Annotated in this window: 12 protein-coding genes; 7 read left to right on the top strand and 5 right to left on the bottom strand. The window is 47.7% G+C overall.

Going from position 1 to position 17,192, the window contains the following annotated elements; translation table 11 throughout:
- Nucleotides 1-148: 148 nt before the first annotated feature.
- Both H1225_RS12855 and H1225_RS12850 read right to left on the bottom strand, forming a co-directional pair.
- The gene (locus tag H1225_RS12855) at nt 149-805 is read right to left on the bottom strand and encodes a hypothetical protein (RefSeq protein WP_025611037.1); all 657 of its coding nucleotides are present in this window, start codon (nt 803-805) and stop codon (nt 149-151) included.
- A gap of 43 nt (nt 806-848) precedes the next feature.
- Entirely contained in the window at nt 849-995 is a 147-nt protein-coding gene (locus tag H1225_RS12850; protein ID WP_162838621.1) for a hypothetical protein, read from the bottom strand.
- 241 nt (nt 996-1,236) lie between these two features.
- Between H1225_RS12850 and H1225_RS12845 the strand changes: the two genes are divergently transcribed.
- From H1225_RS12845 to traN, 7 genes are read left to right on the top strand one after another with little or no spacing between them, the layout of a single operon-like run.
- A complete protein-coding gene (locus tag H1225_RS12845) occupies nt 1,237-1,929 on the top strand; it encodes a DsbC family protein (protein WP_024008832.1) in 693 nt (230 codons plus the stop codon).
- Nucleotides 1,929-4,328, top strand: a complete 2,400-nt coding sequence (traC, locus tag H1225_RS12840; RefSeq protein ID WP_025611038.1) for a type IV secretion system protein TraC — start codon at nt 1,929-1,931, stop codon at nt 4,326-4,328. Before H1225_RS12845 ends, traC begins: the two co-directional genes overlap by 1 nt.
- Nucleotides 4,321-4,668, top strand: coding sequence for a hypothetical protein (locus H1225_RS12835; protein ID WP_025611039.1), 348 nt, complete (start codon nt 4,321-4,323; stop codon nt 4,666-4,668). Before traC ends, H1225_RS12835 begins: the two co-directional genes overlap by 8 nt.
- The gene (locus H1225_RS12830; protein ID WP_025611040.1) at nt 4,652-5,164 is read left to right on the top strand and encodes a S26 family signal peptidase; all 513 of its coding nucleotides are present in this window, start codon (nt 4,652-4,654) and stop codon (nt 5,162-5,164) included. Before H1225_RS12835 ends, H1225_RS12830 begins: the two co-directional genes overlap by 17 nt.
- A gap of 10 nt (nt 5,165-5,174) precedes the next feature.
- Complete coding sequence (locus H1225_RS12825; RefSeq protein ID WP_025611041.1) at nt 5,175-6,299, top strand: TrbC family F-type conjugative pilus assembly protein; 1,125 nt, start codon at nt 5,175-5,177, stop codon at nt 6,297-6,299.
- On the top strand, nt 6,283-7,311 hold the full coding sequence (locus H1225_RS12820; protein WP_004249369.1) for a TraU family protein: 1,029 nt from the start codon (nt 6,283-6,285) through the stop codon (nt 7,309-7,311). The genes H1225_RS12825 and H1225_RS12820 overlap by 17 nt, the downstream gene beginning before the upstream one ends.
- Before the next feature lie 2 nt (nt 7,312-7,313).
- Nucleotides 7,314-11,006, top strand: coding sequence for a conjugal transfer protein TraN (traN, locus tag H1225_RS12815; protein WP_239739145.1), 3,693 nt, complete (start codon nt 7,314-7,316; stop codon nt 11,004-11,006).
- Between the two features lie 122 nt (nt 11,007-11,128).
- Here the strand turns inward: traN and H1225_RS12810 are convergent, their stop codons facing one another.
- From H1225_RS12810 to H1225_RS12800, 3 genes are all read right to left on the bottom strand, one after another.
- Nucleotides 11,129-12,805, bottom strand: a complete 1,677-nt coding sequence (locus H1225_RS12810; RefSeq protein WP_025610717.1) for a UvrD-helicase domain-containing protein — start codon at nt 12,803-12,805, stop codon at nt 11,129-11,131.
- Complete coding sequence (locus H1225_RS12805; protein WP_025610718.1) at nt 12,802-14,727, bottom strand: ATP-dependent nuclease; 1,926 nt, start codon at nt 14,725-14,727, stop codon at nt 12,802-12,804. Before H1225_RS12805 ends, H1225_RS12810 begins: the two co-directional genes overlap by 4 nt.
- 77 nt (nt 14,728-14,804) lie before the next feature.
- A complete protein-coding gene (locus H1225_RS12800; protein ID WP_025610719.1) occupies nt 14,805-17,183 on the bottom strand; it encodes a S8 family peptidase in 2,379 nt (792 codons plus the stop codon).
- Between the last annotated feature and the right edge of the window lie 9 nt (nt 17,184-17,192).

Genomic DNA, 17,192 nt, shown 5'->3' with positions numbered 1-17,192 from the left:
CCGCGGCCATGAATACCGAAAAGAATGCTAGCGCCGCCTCTGCAAAAGGCAGTTAGCGGGGCTTTCCTTGAGGGAGCACATTCAAACAGGCTACTAGCCTGATATTTTGAGCTTTAGGCGCTCGTTCCTTTTGGGTTGGATTTACACACTACCAAACGGCAGGATATTCAACAATACCCGACACTGGGAATCCATGGTTTAAAAGAGATTGTCTGATTAAGAACGGCAACGTATTAGCATCACTTGGGTATCTGCTTAACTTTTCATTGGAATAGTGATCAATGAAATCGATTAGCTGCGTCGTAGTTAAAGGTTCGAGCACATGCGAATTCCAAACAGCATCCTCTACGCTATGATCAAGTTCTTCATTCGTATGCCTGAAAGTCAATCGACTTTGACTGACGACGCGAAACTGATCGGCCCCTTGATGGTGTACCACGAGTTTTAGCTCTGGAACTTTTTTGACCAGTTTGCCTCGTTGGTCTCTTCGCGGATCATAAAATGCTTGGCTAAGAATTACCTTCCCTTCAACACGGTAAAAGGTTTTCTCCATAGTTTCAGTGTTTAATGACCAATAAACTTTAAAACTGTTTCGACGAATTTTGTTGCCATAGATATTGAGCAAAGGCAGCAGTTGTTGTTCCGTGCCTTGTTTCGAACCTTTGTTCCAAGCACTTACGATGGATTGCTGTGTTCTGCATTTTTCGGCAATCTCTTGTTGCGTCCACCCGTCGTTCAGTGCAAGCCGAATAAGTTCTCTTGTCCATTTGAACGGTTTTTTCTTACTGTTTTTGCTCTTGTCCATGTAGTCCCTTAAAGGAAAGGGAGCATTAAGCCCCCTTCACAACTTATTTTTTCTTACCGCCATTCTGCGGATTTTGAGGGTTCATCTGCCACCCTCGATTTCCTTGGTTTTGTGAGTAAGTCTTGTTAGTACCAGACGTACCCTTATTGGCGTTTGTCATATCTGAGTTGTGATTGTTTTGCTTAGACATTTTTGTCTCCTTGTTTATGTAAAAGTACAAGGCACATGCTATCAAGGGCAAAAAATCACGCGACTGATGATTTTATGATAATTGGTGATATTCACTGATATTTTCTGATTTTTCAATTTTTCTAGGTCAACGGGAGAATAGGATGCCTAGCAAGGCACCCAATTCTTCAATCTATCTAACCGAGTCCACATAGGACAACTACATAGACTGGAGCCTCGATTTACATTAACGAGGACTCCTCATGCGAAAACTATCTCCAATTATTCTGGCGCTTGCGCTGTCTCCATTGGTTCAAGCTGAACCTGTGTCTGAAGTGTCGCCCGTTGGCAAAATTGACGGCATGGTTTCTTTGCCGGTCACGGGTATGAAAGCGGTCGAAAGCAATGGCCGTATTGTTTTCATGTCAGACAGTGGCCGGTTCGTCATTGATGGCACGCTCTATGATGCCTGGTCGAAAAAGCCGCTTACCAGCCTTGAAGAAATTCGTGAAGCGGGTAACACGCTGGACTTAAGTCGTCTTGGCTTAAAAATGGATGATTTGAATCCACTGACGCTGGGTGAAGGCAAAAAGAAAGTGGTGGTCTTTGTTGATCCCAGGTGTCCGCATTGCCATGAGCTTTTGAAACAAGCCCTACCGCTAACCAAGGAATACACCTTCCAAATTCTCCCTGTGCCAGTGCTTGGTCCTGATTCAGAGCGTCAGGTTCGCCAGCTTGGCTGTGCGCGTGACAAGAAAGCGGCCGCCGATGCATTGCTCAATGGCCGGATTGGTAACCTAGAGCAGGATGATGCCTGCAACTTAGAGCCAATGCAGCGTACCTTGGTGACCGCTCAAATTCTGGGAATTCAAGGTGTGCCTTTCATCGTCGCCAATGATGGTCGCATCAGCCGAGGCCGTCCTTATGATCTTTCTGCTTGGTTGGAGGGGCGTTAATGAAAGCCTCTCTGTATTCAGGGCAACGCGCTTCTGAGCTATTGCCAGTATTGGCCTATTCAGACGATGAGCAACTGTTTTTCATGGAAGACCAGAGTGCTGGCTTTGGTTTTCTATGTGACCCATTGCCGGGTGGTGATGAGTCTGTTGCAGACAGGGTTAATGTTCTTCTCAACAACGACTGGCCAAAAGACACTTTGCTGCAATTTGGCCTGTACGCCTCGCCTGATATTCAAACCGACCTTCAGCGCATGATGGGCTTACGGCATCGACAATCCGATCCATTACTCAGGGCGTCGATACGCAAACGTGCGGATTTTCTCGATGGGGGCACGGTTCAACCGATAGAAGAATCGACCCAGACTCAGGTTCGCAACTTTCAACTGATCGTCACCTGCAAATTGCCTTTGGAAAGTCCTATTCCGACGGAGCGTGAGTTGAGTCGAGCATCCGCGCTTCGGGCTTCTTTCTCGCAAGCGCTGGCAACGGTTGGTTTTCGCGTCACGGAGATGACTGACCGAAATTGGCTCGCAGCATTAAGTGCGCAGCTTAACTGGGGAAAAGATGCTTCCTGGCGCAATCCATCACCAATCCGCAGTGAGGCTGATAAACCACTTCGAGAGCAAGTGTTGGATTATGACCGAGCTATCAAGGTGGATAGCCAAGGTCTGATGTTGGGTGATTACCGAGTTAAAACCCTATCGTTTAAGCGCCTGCCTGAGCGGATCTGGTTTGGCCATGCCGCAAGTTTTGCGGGCGATATGATGACGGGCAGTCGCGGTTTACGCGGGAGCTTTTTGCTGAATGTCACCATTCATTTTCCCTCAGCCGAGGCGATGCGATCTCGTTTAGAGACGAAGCGTCAATGGGCGGTCAATCAGGCCTATGGCCCGATGCTCAAGTTTGTGCCGGTGCTTGCAGCCAAGAAAAAGGGGTTTGATGTTCTTTTTGAAGCCTTGCAAGAAGGTGATCGTCCTATTCGGGCAAATATGACTTTGACGCTGTTTTCACCAACGGAAGAAGCGTCCATCAGCTCTGTTTCAAATGCTCGAACCTATTTCAAAGAGCTCGGATTTGAGCTGATGGAAGACAAGTACTTCTGTTTGCCCATTTTCCTGAATGCCTTGCCATTTGGTGCTGACCGCCAGGCGATGAACGACTTGTTTCGATTCAAGACCATGGCGACACGGCATGTGATCCCACTGTTGCCTTTGTTTGCGGATTGGAAAGGCACTGGCACGCCAGTGATTAACTTTGTTTCCCGTAATGGTCAGATCATGAGTGTGTCCCTTTATGACTCGGGCAGTAATTACAACTGTTGCATCGCGGCGCAATCGGGGTCGGGCAAGTCTTTCCTGGTGAACGAAATCATCTCCTCCTACCTATCAGAAGGAGGCCAATGCTGGGTAATTGATGTTGGCCGGTCTTATGAAAAGCTGTGTGAAGTCTATGACGGTGATTTCTTACAGTTCGGGCGGGACAGTGGCATTTGCTTGAATCCGTTTGAAATCGTTGAGGACTATGACGAAGAAGCGGATGTACTGGTTGGGCTATTGGCCGCAATGGCCGCACCAACGCAGTCATTAACCGATTTTCAGATGGCCAACCTAAAGCGTCAGACCCGTGAACTGTGGGAGAAAAAAGGTCGTGCCATGTTGGTTGATGATGTGGCTGCGGCTTTAAAAAATCATGAAGACCGACGTGTGCAGGACGTGGGTGAGCAGCTCTATCCGTTTACGACACAGGGCGAATATGGCCGCTTCTTTAATGGCCACAACAATATTCGCTTCAAAAACCGTTTCACCGTTCTGGAGTTAGAAGAGCTTAAGGGGCGTAAGCATCTACAACAAGTAGTGTTGCTTCAGCTTATCTACCAAATCCAACAAGAGATGTACTTAGGTGAGCGGGATCGTCGCAAGATTGTGTTCATTGACGAAGCCTGGGATCTGTTGACTCAAGGTGATGTCGGTAAGTTTATCGAAACCGGTTATCGTCGATTTCGAAAATATGGCGGCAGTGCTGTAACGGTAACGCAGTCGGTCAACGATTTGTATGACAGCCCTACAGGTAAAGCCATCGCTGAAAACTCGGCCAATATGTACCTGCTTGGCCAAAAAGCTGAAACCATCAACGCACTCAAAAAAGAAGGCCGCTTGCCACTAGGTGAAGGCGGTTATGAATACCTGAAAACGGTTCATACCGTCACGGGTGTCTATTCCGAAATTTTCTTTATTACCGAAATGGGCACAGGGATTGGCCGCCTCATTGTCGATCCGTTTCACAAGCTGTTGTACTCGTCCCGTGCAGAAGATGTAAACGCGATTAAACAGTTAACGCGCAAAGGCCTTTCTGTTGCTGATGCCATCTCTCAGTTGTTGAAGGAGCGAGGCTATGAATAAGTCCACGCTTTGGCCATTTATGGCCTCTATTACTTTGTCTATTGCTGGTAGCGGGTTAATGACCAGCTGGCTCTTAATGAAAACACTCGAACCCATCCACAACCAGTTGGCGTTAAGTACGCCCATTGCAGTCGTGGATTTTGGGGAGGCGGTGTTGTCACTGGGCCCCAATGCCAGCGAACAAGACATCGAATCTAGGTTGCTTCAGACCAATCAGCAAATTGAAAAGTTAAAAACGGCCGGTTTTATCGTGCTGGATGCCCAAGCGGTGGTGGGTGCTGATGATTCCGTATTTGTGCCAGTAGGCTCTAAGGAGGTGTCTCATGCAGATACTCCGTAAAAGAATGCCTTGGCGGCCTTACCTCATCCGGCTGGCCATTCTTGCGTTAATCATGGCCATGGTAGGCACCTACACCATGATGCGCTACCGAATAGGTATTGATACCCAGCAAGAGCGCTGCCTGCCTGATACCACGGTGTATCTGATTGACCTATGGAATAAAGAGCCCGTTAAGGATGGTTTGTATGCCTTCCACTCAAAAGGACTCGCTCCGTTATATAACGACGGTACTCGTATGCTGAAACGCCTAACAGGGATGCCTGGGGATGAAGTCAATGTGACGTCTGAGCATGTTCTGGTGAATGGTACTGAAGTCTCAATCGGCATGGCATTAGCCCAGCGTCTTGGTGTAGCTGAAGCAGAATTTAGCCGCTCATTGACGCTGCAAGAGAACGAATATTGGTTTTCCGGTGAGGCTGCAACGAGTTTCGACTCCCGCTATTGGAATGCCGTTAAGCGCGAGCAGATTGTCGGTCGCGCTTGGCCGCTTTGGTAGGAGGTAGATGATGCAAAGACTATGTCTCTTATTTTTGTTGGTTGCTCCATTGTCTTGGGTTCAAGTGTCCTGGGCACAAGAGCCTTTTCTGTTGTCTGACGAAGACAAAAAGATCGTCGAAATGAGCCGCAGCATTTTACAAAGTGCTGTGGATGGTTCATCTGAATTTATAGAGCCTTTTGCACCGGTTGAACAACCTGCGTCGCTCAAACACAGCGATGAATGGTTGATATTTGCGTCGTCTTCACTGGGGGATTCCTCACTGAAGCAGCTTTTCAAAGAGGCCAGTGCTACCGGCGCTATTGTGTTGTTTCGGGGAATTCCTGAAGGAAAGACCTTGGGGGCGGCTATCCGTGATTGGCATATCCTGATGGCGGGACTTGATCCTGTTCCTCAGGTTCGAATCGATCCGAAAGCCTTTGTGCACTGGCGGGTGACTAGCGTGCCTGCCATTTTTCGCATAGACGATGACAAGGTGACTGCAAGTGCACTAGGGGTTTACAGCAAGGACTGGTTGCAACGCCAAATTGAAACCGGCAATACCGGTTCATTGGGTCAACGCGGTCCGATTCATTCGATTTTAGAACCGGACTTGATGCAAGTGGCGATGCAGCGATTACAGTCGATTGACCTGGGCGCATTAAAGAAAAAAGCCATTGAGCGTTTCTGGTCTCGCCAAACATTTACTGATTTACCCAAAGCCACGCAGTATCGGATAAGAACGGTTGATCCAACCATCGTCATGCAGCGGCCACTATTGGATGCCAATGGTCGAACATTGATCCCAGCAGGAACGCGTATTAACCCGCTAAAAGCCTTGCCATTTACTCAGCAGCTTGTGGTGTTTAATGCTTCGAACGCTGAAGAAGTGGACGCAGTTGCGCATTGGCTTGAGACGCAAGATAGGACACTGCGCCGCATTACGCTTATCACCACGCAGCTCGACCGTACTCAAGGTTGGAATAGCCTCAATGCGCTCGAAAAGACATTGGACAGTCCGGTTTACCTTCTCAATGCCTCGCTAGCGCAGCGCTTTGATCTGCAAGTCACCCCATCGTTTGTGCAAGCAAAGGGGCTCGCGTTTGAAATAGAAGAAATTCCAGCAAAGGAGCTTGTTCATGAAAAAGCTCAATAATACGTATCGTCTGTTGCGGACTCTCGTTGTCATGTTTGTCCTTGGCGCATCTATTCCTGCAAAAGCAGAACTGACCTGCCCAGACGCGGGTTTATTGTCGGGTAAGTTGCTGACGGATGTTTGCTGGTCATGCATTTTTCCTATCCGAGTTGCGGGTCTTCCTCTTGGCTCTGGCAGTGTCCCAAGCGGCGCATCAAACAAGTCATTTTGCTTATGTGAAGACAACTTAGGTGTGCCAAGGCCAGGTATTGTTACCAGCATGTGGGAGCCAGCGCGTCTGATTGAACTGGTCAGAACGCCTGGTTGTTCGCCTTCCCTGGGAGGGATTCGTTTACCGTTAGGTGATAGACGACTGCAAGGTGGTCATGGCGAGGGTGAATACGACACCGGTGATCTCGCTTTCTACCATTACCATTATTACGCCTTTCCGCTTTTGGTCATGCTCGATTTGTTCATGGATGGCAATTGCAATGCCGATGGTTACATGGACTTTGACTTGATGTATTTGTCCGAATTGGACCCAACATGGCTGAACGATGAACTGGCCTTTTTTACTCAGCCTGAAGCGGCTGCCGTTGCCAATCCATTGGCTATTTCGGCTTGTACCGCTGACGCTGCCTCATCGACGCTTGGTAAACCCATCGACCAGTTGTTTTGGTGTGCTGGCAGTTGGGGCCATCTCTATCCCTTATCTGGCCACACCTTAGCCTTTGGCTCATTAGCAGAAAACACCAGCCATTTAGCGGCGCGAGCAATCGCGGCTCAACATAGGCGTGGTCTTGCAAGGCGAACAATGGGGAACAGTGCGCTATGCCGACCTGTTATCGAACCCATGCTGCCGAAATCCCAATACAAGATGAGTATGTTCTTCCCTGTACCAGAAACTGAAAGTGCGCATGTCATCGGTGAAAGCACCATGAAATGGGGAGAGTGGCGAACGATCCCCGGTGCCGGTGAAGATGCGCTCTACATTTTGTGGCGCTGGCAAGACTGCTGTAACTCGGGAGGTTAAATATGAAACCAACACTTTTTACCCGAGTGTTAGCGGGTGTTTTATCAATCACTATGGCGTGCTTGCCCTTACATGGTGTGGCCGCTGATGCGCAGCGCCAATTCGGCCTAAGCGGACAACAAGATGGTAAGCAATTGCTGCAAAGCTGGACGATGCCCGCACTCAATGGCAATACATTGTCGGTGCCGAATGGCAGTGGTAATGAGTCCATTAACTTGCAAGAGCTTTTCCCTGGTATGGATCAGGGTTCATTGGATGTCTTAACGGGCGTTTATGGTTCTGATGCCAGCATGAATCAATTGGGGACGCAGCGCCAAGAGAGCATGGCATCCGAAAGTGGCGCTACGGGTGAAGCATTTCGCTCGCTACAGCAAATCAAAGACAGGTCTCGGCCAGATATGGTCAATGATCCGCTTTGGGCATTAACTGACGCGGTTCAAACTGACCCCAATCTATTAACTCAAAGCTTCCCCGGCTGTGAGTCGCAAGGTGAAGGCAGCCCAAATTACCAGCAATGTGACAGGCTCAATACAGCGGTTAACAGCTGCACTATTACTCACGATTACACGGCAGGCATTATTGAGCATGTTTCAGGGCCGATGAACCTTCGCTCTTGTGGTGAGGGGTGTCTTGAAGTTTGGATAGGACGTATTGGCGACAACTACTGGAGTGGTAGTTGTAAAGTGTTCGAACAGGCCATCACACTCAAAGTCGTGAACCCCGATGCGATTACCTCAGCTGTTCTTGAGTACGCAAAATGGGATGACTACATGCAAGTGTGGCTTGGCGATCAGAAAGTCTGGTCTGGGCCGAACAATAACTTTCCACCAGAAACGGCAGGTCGCTGCGAGCTCAGTACCAGTTGGGAGCGCAATCCAAATACTGACTTAACCGCTAAGCTCAAAGCGGTAGAGCCCGGTTTAGAAGTGCCAGTAAAAATTCGCGTATCGGTTACGGGTAGTGGTGAGGGGTATGTACGCATCAAGGTACGCTTTGATCCAACCAAGGTGGTGATGAATGATAGTTGGTCGCCACAATCCTGTATTGAACAAGCAGCGGATATCCCGGCTAAGTTTTCTGACTACAGCATTCAATGCACGGATCAGCCTTCTTCAACAAACGGATGTACGGTGGTCAACGGTGTTTCAGTCTGTGAATCCTATTTTGCCCCAAGCCCAGTGGCTGGCATATCGCCTTTGTGTCGGCGTGTACAAGTTAGTGTGGATGATGAAAGCTATAAGGGGATTGAAAATCAGGCCTGCCAAGTGCTTGAAGCGAATCCTTCCTGTGGATTCATGTCGTCAGAATGTGCCGAGACCAATGATAAAGGTGAATGCATTCGTTTTACCGATACCTATGACTGTGGATTGCAAACCAGCGATCCAAAGTGTGTGGTATCCAATCTTATGCCGAGTAGTTTTGAGGCCTGTGAGCCTACTCAGACGATCACGCCATTTACTGAAACCAAGCATGTACCCGATTACCAGGTGTGCGAGAAGATCAGCACGCTTACTCAGTGTCAGTTAGAGCGACGTGTATCCGCTGAAAATCATCAACAAAGCTGGTCCATTGAGCGCGGTTGCTTTAGCTCTGAAACGCTCAGCTTTGTTCCACAGCACAGCAGCACTATGCAAACTGGAAACGCGACGCTGAGGATTTTTGATAATCAAAATACTGAGATAAAAATCACCGAGTCGCCATCCAAGGCAAATGGTTGGAAAACGACACTCTCACTGACGGGCAATAAGGAAACGGTGACTGAGACGAAACCGTCCTTTAAATACCCTGAAATGACGTGTCCAAAAGGAACCTTGGTTGGTTCATTGTGTAAAGTCGTCAATGGGTCGATTATTTCTTGGCATGAACCCCAAGAGGTCACTCGTTCCAGATGTGAGTCCGGCTGGAACAAAGTCAATTTTGATACCTGTAGCCGAGAAGTTCAGAAGTGTTTGGCTCCTGCGAAACTGAGCGCTTCATTGACCTTCTCTGGCAAGTACTTAGAGCAAGACATTGTTCATCAATCAACTGATCCCGGTATAGACCAATGCTTGATGCAAACGGATCAGTTCACTGCGGTGCAGTGGCAGTGTTTGGATACGGGCACAAAACGAATTGAAGGGTTAACGGTTGGTAGTGGCGAGTTGGCCAATCTTGGAAGCCTTTATCCGGCGGTTGTTTCGTCTCCTGCTCATTTAACCAGTCGCGGCAGCTCTGATGGACTGGGACTCTCATGCTGGAGGGCAAGAGCAACCTACAATGCTTCGACTGCTCATCCAGAGTTCAACATGGGCAGCTCAGATAGCTGGGTAGATGCCAATGGTAATACGCAAACTATCGTCAATAACGGACAAAACACGACCACCAATACGTGTGCCGCGCTAGAGCAAAACCCAGCCTGCCAGTACGTCAGAACCGAATGCACTGAAGGCGGGGCTGGTCATGAAGGCTTCTGCTATATCCAAAGTTTGGTGTATGACTGTGGACAAAGCGTTGAAGTGCAAAATGCACGAATGGAAACTCAATTCAACTGTGAGGGCCCAGTTCGCTGTATGGGCACAGATTGTTTAGAGCCAGAGTCAATCAAGCAGGCTAACTTTGCAGAGGCCGCTGCGATGCTTAATGCGGCGCAGTTTATGACCAATGATATGTCATGCACGGGGGCTGATGGCCAAGATAACGTCGAGTGTACGGTTTTTAAAGGTAATGCAGGCCAGTGCAAAAAAGCCGTTGGCGGTATAGTGGATTGCTGTGAAAAGCCAAGTGGCGTGTCGTTATCGGACTACATCACGATGATAGTGGCGGTTAACAAGCTTGATACGGCAGTCATGGCCATGAATCCGTCTTCGGCAATCTATGGTTCGTGGAATACGCTTAGGGAACCGATCACGAGTACCTGGAGTGCAGTTAAAGAGCCTTTTGTGTCTGCATGGGACTCTCTCATGGGGGCTGGGCCATCAACGGCTGCTGGCGCGGGAGCGGAGCAAGCTGCGACTGGCTTTATGCAGGTGTTGACCAACAAAACGGCTGAGTGGGTAGGCACGACCTTTGGTTCGGGGGCGCAATCGGCACTGTTTAGTAACGTTGGTGGTGCGGTTGGAGCCGATGGTGTTGTATCGGGTGGTAACTTTGCGCTGGGTGGCGCTGCGGGCGCGGTTCTGAGTACGGTTATGACGGCCTACATGATTTATTCAGTCACCATGATCCTCATTCAGCTTATCTGGAAATGTGAGCAGAGCGAGTTTGAAATGAACGCCAAGCGGGTATTGAAGAGTTGCCACTACGTAGGCTCTTACTGCAAGTCTAAGTTCTTAGGTGCCTGTGTTGAGAAACGGCAATCATATTGCTGCTTTACTTCGCCGCTTTCACGGATCATTCAAGAACAAGTACGTCCTCAATTGGGCCTTGGTTGGGGCAGTGCCAAGTCACCAAACTGCGAAGGTTTGACCGCGAGTCAGTTAAACCAGGTGGATTGGAGCCGAGTCAATCTGGATGAATGGATAGGTATCTTATCGATCACGGGCAACCTACCCGAAGTACCGTCACTGGATCTGGAAAGACTCACAGGCTCAGGAAGTACGCTAAACGTGGATGGAAATCGTCAGAGTGCCGCAGAAAGAGCTATTGAAAGGCTAAACGGAATGGATGCCCAGAAATTACGCCAAGAGGCGACGGAAGAAATTTCGGGGAATAACTAGAAGAAAAAATCTTTGTCAGCTCCAGTATATTTTGGAGCTGACATCGCGCTAGATGTTGCATTATATGTAGTAAAGGGAACGTTTTTGAGGACGATTTATGGCTTTGCAAGTTTAATGACTTTTTAAATGTGCGTTAAATCGGTAATAAACTGTGCTGCATATTGAAGGTATTCCTGTTGTGGAGTTCGAATTACATCCCATCTTTTTGCATAGTTAAGAGGCCTGTCGCGTTGTTTTGCGTATGTAAGAACAAGCCGACGTTTGGCACGGGATACACCAACAAAGAAAGCACACCGATTAGCATCTTGATCCCCAAAGAATATTTCGTTCTCAACGGCCATAATTATCGTTGAGTCGAACTCCAATCCTTTGCTCTTATGGATAGTCAGAATACGCACAGCCTGATCATCAGAGAAACGAGTCAAGGCTTGAGGCAAATCGGGGGTAAGTTCAAGCAATTCTTCAATGCGTGCTTTGGTATCTCCCACAACTTCACCTAATCTGGCATGTGACTCATAGTCAGGCGAGAGAGCAACAAGAGTCTCCATTCCTATTTCCTTCAAAAATCCACACACAGAATCCCACCATCCTGAAAACGGTTCATCCAACAACTCGGCCATGGCTATGATTTTTCGCTGTTCCTTGAAGAAGCTTTGGAAATTTTGCCTGACGCTAGACTGCACCTCATCATCGGCAAAGGGAATCAATTGATTCATCAGCCGAATCCAGGCTTTGGGCTCTCGCTGGCCATAGAGACAGGACAAATAGTCAACAACGAGCCTTGCGGCAGGTTCGACAGTAATATCCTGCATCTCCTGCTCATTCCGGTACGGTATTCCCCTAACTTCTAATGCCACCATCAGGTGATTGGCGTAAAGATCTAGTTGTTTGGACACTAATACGGCGATTTCGGATAACGGAACCTGTTCATTTCTTATCCACCCGGCAATCAAATCGGCCAAGTACTCAGCTTCACTCTGGGCATTCTCGAATTGCCACGCGAAGACCTCTCCCTCTTCACCAGCAAGTTGGTGATCAGGCATGACGGAAGCCGGATCGAGCACGCGAATTATCTCGTTCTGCATCCGAAGCAGGCGTGGTTTTGAACGAAAGTTTCGGTACATGTTCAATGGGACCGCTGAAAAATCCCTAGCGAACGTTTGGAAAATTCCGTCCAATGCACCTGCCCATCCCATGATTTTCTGCTTGGTATCACCGACAGCAGTGAGACGAATGCTCGTACCTTGGAAGGCTACCTTCACGAGTTCATACTGCTGATCCGTGCAGTCCTGGAATTCATCCAAGAAAACATCGCTGTAAGTTTGGCGTATGGCATTTCTTGCGACAGTGGAGGCCTTAAGAATTTGAATTGCTAGCGGTACAAGATCATGAAATGTAATTTGCCTTTTTGTGACTTTTCTTTCGCCAATCGAATAATCCAGATCAAGAGCATCATTACCAGTAAGCACTACTCGGAAACGATCAATAATACGCTTTGCAAACGCATGAAATGTGTAGCTATCAAAACGGGAAGCCAATTCTTGTCCACAGCGTCGCTGGATTCGCTCCTTCAAGTTTTTGCTGGCGTCAACTTTGAAAGAGATAGCGAGTATTCTCTTCGGATAACGGCAGGTTCCGGTTCGTAGGAGGAAGTCAGCTCTTTGTGCAAGCATTTCCGTCTTGCCCGCGCCCGGCCCCGCCGTCAGTGCAAGACAGCGCGCTTGTTCCTTCGCAGCCCGCAGTGCATTGGGTTCAAGCGTTAGCCCATCCGAAGGCAGCCATGCATCTACAGCAATCACTCGGGCAGTTCCGCAAGCTTGGCGATCACGGCATCAGTGAGTCGTCCAAATGATTCAGGCATGTTCGCCAGCAAATCCGCGTTGCTTAGTTGAGCGAGAGCATCGATATGAGCAGCGGGCTTGCTGCCCAGTTTAAAAAGCTTGTGATACGTAGAGAAAAGATTTAACTCGTCATAGCTATATTGGGATGGGTCATGATGGCTCTTGCCCAACACGGCTTTAATCGTTGAGTCATCCGGAACTTCCTGTTGAACACCGTAAGCATCTGGGAAAGCAAGGAGCATTGAAAAATCCAAATCCATTGGAAATGAGAAAAACACACCACGCATTTCCAGCTCTGCAAATACACTCTTAGTACCGTTTTCAAAGAAATGGTGGGTACGAACAGGTACTTTGTCATCATTCCAATCTGATAAAGAAAAAGTATTTGGCAGAACTTTTTCAGGTTGATATAAGCCAAGTTGGTTATTTACATACTTTATTCTTCCCCAGCCCGCTTGATATCTGCCCACATCTAAATCGAGAAGGGTCAAAAATGGGATTTGCAGTGCTGATAACAGGCGCCAAAAATGGTTGACATGCCTACCTCCAAGCGGAGCAATCGTAACCGCTGACTCATCAACTGGCGCACCCTTCGCTTGGAAAAGGCGCGGTAGTACAATTTCTTCGCTATCCCCTTCACCCAACACAACCAAACGTGAGAAGTAGATCTCAGGGAATGCCTGGACAGCCTCGCGTACAAACTTGTGCGCTTCATCGGTTTTAGCGGGTAATTGGATTTTCGTAATTCTTGATTGCCGGGTTTCGGTAAGTCGAAGATATCGAATATGTTCCGGATCGACACGTCGTAACATTGACGGAGCATGCGTAGCGATTAGGGCCTGAGCATCCTCGTTGCTCGTCATGGAGTTCAGAGCGCTGACAATCCGCCCCAGATAGTGAGGCGAGAGGCTGTTCTCTGGTTCCTCAAGGGCAATCAAAGTAAAGACTGGCGGACGCAATTTTTCTGGGTCAAAAGAGCCGTCCTCACCGGCAAGGACAGCACGCCCAATTGCTTGAGATGAAAGAACCAATGACAGATAGAGCATCGACTTCTGGCCGTCACTGAGTCTGGAAAAATCGACAAGATGTTCATCATGTCCAGGCGAGAATGATACGGACAAATGACGAAGCAACGCCTCGATCTCAGATGCCACAAAAGTAATCTTGGGATCTGTAAAGTAGCTGCCTTTATGAAGGGTGCCCCATGTTTTCTTCAGGTGGGCACTAAAAGCATTGACCGATGGATTAGCAGCCAAACTCTCACTAATCTGGTCGGTGAACCCTTTGACTTCCTCCCGTTCATTTTCCCAGTTCACTGCCCGTAGCAAGCGGCCAAGCAGCGCGTTCGTTCCATATGCTATGTGGTCAGTCGGATCTCTTCTTGCGGGCAGATAGTGGACTTGTATGTGATTTCGTTCAGACCTTGGAACCGTTTGAGGATTTAGAGGCGAACCATCCGGGCCAGCTTCAAGCACATACACAAAAGTCTCATCAATATCCCCATCCAGGCCCATAGTGGCACTTAGGCGATATCGTACCCTAGGAATTCCGTCAGGGGCATCAAGGCGCATGTGACTGAAATGGGGAGCAACGGTCGAGTTATCTTCTTCATCCTCCAACTCGGGGAACACGAAGTCCGCCTCAATCCATAACTGCCTTTCTTCGGGCGCTTCTTGTTCATCGTGCGGGACATGGAAGTCTGAGCGCTGAATACGGCGTAATGATGGATCAAATGCAAACAGTCGGCACAAAGCCTGGAGTGCAGCAGTCTTGCCTGACCCGTTGGGGCCAATCAGATAGGTAATATTTTCCAGTGTCAGTTCTGTTGGTTCAGCACCAAAACTCTGAAAATTTGAAACCCGAATACTGTGCAGTTTCATTCTTTTATCCTAATACATATGGCCCGAAAAATTAAATCTTCCCGTTCCATGGGTGATTTATACAGAACAAGAATTCCCTACACTCGAGCCCGTGCACGTTCTCTCGCCTTAAGCTCTATGCGTTGTGATATTTGGCTATATAGCTGGGCTTCCTCATTCTCTCGATCAGTGACAGTCACAACCAAGGCATAGTCTTCTTGTTCGAAACTCAACGCCTCACCCCAATCTCTATCTTGTCGAGTAATTACAACAAACCACTTTTCAGAAGGCTTCGGCTGTTTAATCCGCCAAGTTGAAGATTGAACTGTACCTTTACCTCTTAATTCAGCACTTATGTCCCTATTACTTGTAGCATCATCATTTCTGGTTTTAGTTTCATCCTGAGTACTGTGATTGAAATGCCTTTGAACAGACTCAAGCGACTGATCTTTGACTAACCTAAAAGACATTTTAGTGGCCACATAGTCTATCCTAGTTGTCCTGACCGCTGGACAATAAGACAGAGTAACTCTAATTTCTCTGGAAGCACGCTGAGACCTTAAAAAATCATCGGGAAGCGGCAGTTCGAAAAAGTGATGCGAGTTGTTTTCAATTTTCTCTTCAGCCATTAAGACAACGGCATTTTGTGAAGATCTAAAAAGCTCCCCCTCATCAACAGCACCATAACCAGCTATATCTCTAAACGCATCTCGTCCATTTGCGCTCCTATAAGATTTCTTCATATCTTCAGGAAAGCTGCTTTCAATCTCCGACAGCATATTCGCATGATTAACCAGTAGTGCTCTGAGCAAATTAGCAGAAGCCTTCGGGTAGTTATTCAATAAACGACCTGCAAGATGGGTAATGTAAGGTGCCGCAAAACTTGTTCCGCTAATTTCGCTAAACAATGTGTTCCCAACGAATCGACTATTACAGGTCAGTACCCCCATGCCTCGCATAACTGCATTGAGTTCGTTGCCTGTTCTTATTGGAGAAGCCAAGTTTCCACCCATAGCTACCAGCTCGGGTTTAATTGCACCTTTAATAGTGGGACCGTGACGTGTAAATGGGGATGGTTGATTTTCTGTGGCTGGAGCCAATTGCCCAATTTCAGGATACCGTTGAGCATCGAAAGTCGCATTATGTCGAGCCAAGCTTCCCACCGTTAGAACGTTTAGTGCCGGAGCTGGATCTATGATAATACTTTCGTCAGCTAGAAGGTATTCTGGATACTCGTCTCTCCAGCTATGTCTTGGCACATCTGGATCGATAGAGCCTGAGAAGTTCCCAGCAGAAACGACAAATAAGATATTGAAGTCCCTAGCCAATTTATCCAAGACATACGCAATTCCTCGAATATGACGATTATCGTAAGGTGCATTGGAATTCCCTAACGACAAATTGAAAATCCGACATTGGTGTTCTTCGACAAAATAGGTTACAGCTTCAATGAGAGTTTTTTCGATAGAACTGGAGTCAAACTCCGCATTCTCATCAAGAATTCTACCATTGAAAATCCAAAGTTCAGGGTGCCAATAATTAGTTGAGTTACACGCTTCCAAGTCACCATACAGAGCTACACCAGCGACAGCAGTGCCATGACCATTCAAATCCATGCCACCTGTATCACCAATAAAGTCTTCACTTTCCGCAATTGCGGGTGCCAACAGGGGATGGTTAGTATTTACTCCGCTATCAAGAACACAAACCCTGGCAGCTTGATGAGTAGGGGATAGTATTCCTTCAGGAATTCTATCGATGTCACAATTCAATTGGCTATAGTGAATACCGCTCTTGGGTGGGAGATCAACCAGCCTAACATCGCTGTGATTCAGCAGTACATTCGCCTGACTAGAGTTAACCTCCAGACGGTACATTATTAAGCTATCAAGGTTAACTTTATCTGTTCGCCGTATTCCGTTATGAACTAACCAACGCTCAAATGCATCACAAGTGCTTAACCTCTCAGGATGATAAGCAACAGCCACAGGCCAAAGTTCCACATCTAAGAGAAATTTTTCTGACCTTGGTAAGCCATTTCTTCTGAGAGCCCAACTCTTCCGATCCTCACTTGTCCAGTTATCGATTCCCTCTATGGCTTCGAGAATCTGTTTGTACGTCAACTCCGCATCGTCTAAACCTAAACGTTGCAAGTGATCTGCAAACACAGCCATTCCGGTTTCATCAACAAAAACAACACACAGATGATTGTCTTCTTGGCTTACAAACTCGATACCATGTTTGTTTAGATGGGTAATATCGAGAAGTCCTGTATAACGAATTTTCAGTACAAAATTACCAGGGCGTGACGTTTGTTGACTTTGTGCGAATTTGAATGATTCAGTTAAGTCTCTGGATAATTTTTGACCATGCCCACGAAGATCACCTCGTGGATGTCTTGGAATATTGATTTTTCTTGTTCTACGTTCATTTTCAAGCAGTTCTCTTTCAATCTTAAGATGTTCATAATTAGCCATTCCTAGTCC

It is taken from the genome of Proteus penneri, assembly GCF_022369495.1.
GTDB lineage: Bacteria > Pseudomonadota > Gammaproteobacteria > Enterobacterales > Enterobacteriaceae > Proteus > Proteus penneri.
The sequence above is the reverse complement of the archived record's forward strand: the minus strand, read 5'-3'. Positions and strand labels throughout refer to the sequence as shown.